The following is a 2,536-nucleotide window of genomic DNA, read 5'->3' on the forward strand; positions in this document are numbered from 1 at the left end:
GATGGACGTCGTGGTGTGTATGCAGATATTGATGCGTTGAAGACACTCGACAATGAGACGACACTCGGACTCGTAAGTAATAATTACCATCCAACGGTCCAGTTCGTCGTAGATCATTTCGAGATTGACCGCTTTGACCATGTCCGCGGACGTGACCTTGGTGTCGATGGATTCCGCCGACGGAAACCGGATCCACATTATCTTGAAGAAACGCTCGATGCGCTCGGTGCTGACAGTGGAGTGTACGTCGGCGACCGTGGGACAGACGTAATTGCCGCTCACCGAGCAGGTCTTGAGAGCGTTTTCCTTCGCCGGTCACACAATGACCTTGCGACACTTGATAGAATACCAACAGCATCGATTAATGATCTCAGAGACCTTCCAAGAGTTCTTGAACAGATTAAATAATTAAACAGTCGCGTGTTTCTGCTCACTCTAGCGTGACTCTGGAGAATTTCAATCAGATTTCACACTCATGGTAGCTTCAACGACTGAGTCAGGGAACGCTATGATGTCTTTGCGCTCACGTACTTTCCTTACATCAACCTCATAATCTTCAAATAGGTATAAAAAGCCCGGGATCCACTAGATCGTTTGTCTGTGAATATATTCGGGTCATGGTGTACAGTATCACACAAAACTGGATATTGCTTTATGAGTGTGAGCCTTTGATTTTATTACCCTCTGTATGATAAATGACATATAGTTATGAGACGCACGCGACACAAGACCGTTGTATCGTGTGTTTGCCTAATGACTCTTCTTGGGAGCATTCACCTAGGTGTCGCCGCTGTGGTTACCGCAGCAGCGAAACCGGCTGACAGCTCAGCAGGTGTTACAGGTATTTCGGTTAATCCAGCTGCTGATACTGATGCTGACGGACATATCGCTGCAGGTCAACTTAATATGAGACTTGATACTGTATGTGTAGGATGTTATGACTCGAATACGCTGTTGGATGACCCAGAAATGGAGCCTGTTGTGACGATTGCAGTGAATGAGAGCCGAGTCGCAACGATTGAGGTCAATCGCGATGAGAACACGACAATTAAGCAATCGATTGGAACAGTTGTCAACGTCGTGGACCGTCGCACCGCATCAATCGAAGTCACATTGCATGATCGTGATTGGGGGAGGCTTAGTGAAATTGATTCACAAACGATGGTAATCGATGTTGAGTCTCCGAGCGCAGATCAGAACGCGAATTCGACAACAGCCTCAGCTCCCAGGGGGCTCCCGCCAACTGGTGAAACGCGTCAGACTACTCACTTCCGATTCCGCCACGATGGTCTGGATAGATGTGGACCAATCTGTGCGGAGGCGACAGGGACAGTTTGGACTCATGACAACGCCACAGCAACAAATGTCTCCGTCAAAACCCAGCTCCGAGCTGGGACGACCGAGTTCTGGAGTCACGAAAGGACAATTGGAACACTCAGCTCTAACGAGAGACAGACCACCACACAGCGTGTCAATCCCCAATTTAGTGCTTTGAGTGCAATTAGCCGTTCCGACGGTCGAGTTGCACTCATCGTCAGTATTAATTCGACAAATTATCATGAGATTATTGCATATGAACGGAATGTCTCGGTGTCTCAGTTTTAGGAAAAAACTGAGGATTAGGACACCGAAATTACTCAGTGCGTCCTCTTGACATCGCCTGATCGCGGATCTTGCCTCGCTTCGGAATCCTTCATTAGCCTGCACGTTCAGGATATCAGAGTGAGACGCGCTGATTATCATTGTTTTTGATCTATCCGTAGTAGGTGGTGGTGATATGGCTGAAATACCGACATTCAGCAGTGTCAGTCATGCAGCAGAATAGTTCGGAGCAAATGTGAAATTACGTACTCACTTATTCAATATATCCAAGATCGCGTAGTCGCTCCTGCGCATCAGCATCCATCTCAGCAACAGTGTCATCCGTCACATCATCAGTAATCCCATCAGTCCACGCTCCTCCAGCTGCTGACTCGAAGGCTGTGAGCGCTGTTTCTGTTGCTATGATTGCTTTTGATTTCGTTTCCATGTCCATGTCTGCCGTATCACGGTGCAGTACATCAGCTACTGAGTTCTGTTCGTCTGGGTCAGTATCAAGTTGGTATGCTTCATCAGAAATTCGGTCAATTCGGACATACTTTGCATCGGTTCGCCGAGCTGCACGCATCCGCGAGTAAAATCGTGAATCCTCTGACAACGTCACACCAGCGGAAGCTGCCTTCTCTTCAAGTTGTTTGAGTTCAACAACGGGTCGTGAATATTCAATGAATGCATACGAGCCATCACTGCTCTGTTGAGCAGGGTCAGACTTGTCGGTCCCAGTGAGCGATTCAAACTCGCGATAGGAATCAGATAATAATGATCGTGTCTGATCACGGGCGACTGCAGTCTCCTCAGGAGTATTTGGATTCCCGCCGTCGACATCAACCGCATCAAGGACGGTATGATAGAGATCGATGAGTTCAACTTGATCATGTCGGCGCTCAGTCTTCAATTCTGGGTGTTTAATCAACAATGGAACGTTCACCAACTGGTC

At 47.9% G+C, this 2,536-nt stretch carries 2 protein-coding genes and 1 pseudogene; 2 read left to right on the forward strand and 1 reads right to left on the reverse strand.

Going from position 1 to position 2,536, the window contains the following annotated elements; genetic code table 11:
• Both J07HQW2_RS09040 and J07HQW2_RS09045 read left to right on the forward strand, forming a co-directional pair.
• Positions 1-408, forward strand: a 408-nt coding sequence (locus J07HQW2_RS09040) for an HAD family hydrolase (RefSeq protein WP_021055157.1), incomplete at its 5' end; no start/stop codon positions are given.
• A 345-nt stretch (positions 409-753) separates the two neighbouring features.
• Positions 754-1,605 (forward strand): hypothetical protein, encoded by an 852-nt coding sequence (locus tag J07HQW2_RS09045; RefSeq protein ID WP_048075216.1) that lies wholly within the window; start codon positions 754-756, stop codon positions 1,603-1,605.
• A 250-nt stretch (positions 1,606-1,855) separates the two neighbouring features.
• Here J07HQW2_RS09045 and J07HQW2_RS09050 read toward each other — a convergent pair.
• Positions 1,856-2,536, reverse strand: a pseudogene (locus J07HQW2_RS09050) (sulfatase); the annotation flags it as partial.

It is taken from the genome of Haloquadratum walsbyi J07HQW2 (assembly GCF_000415985.1).
Classification (GTDB): domain Archaea; phylum Halobacteriota; class Halobacteria; order Halobacteriales; family Haloferacaceae; genus Haloquadratum; species Haloquadratum walsbyi_B.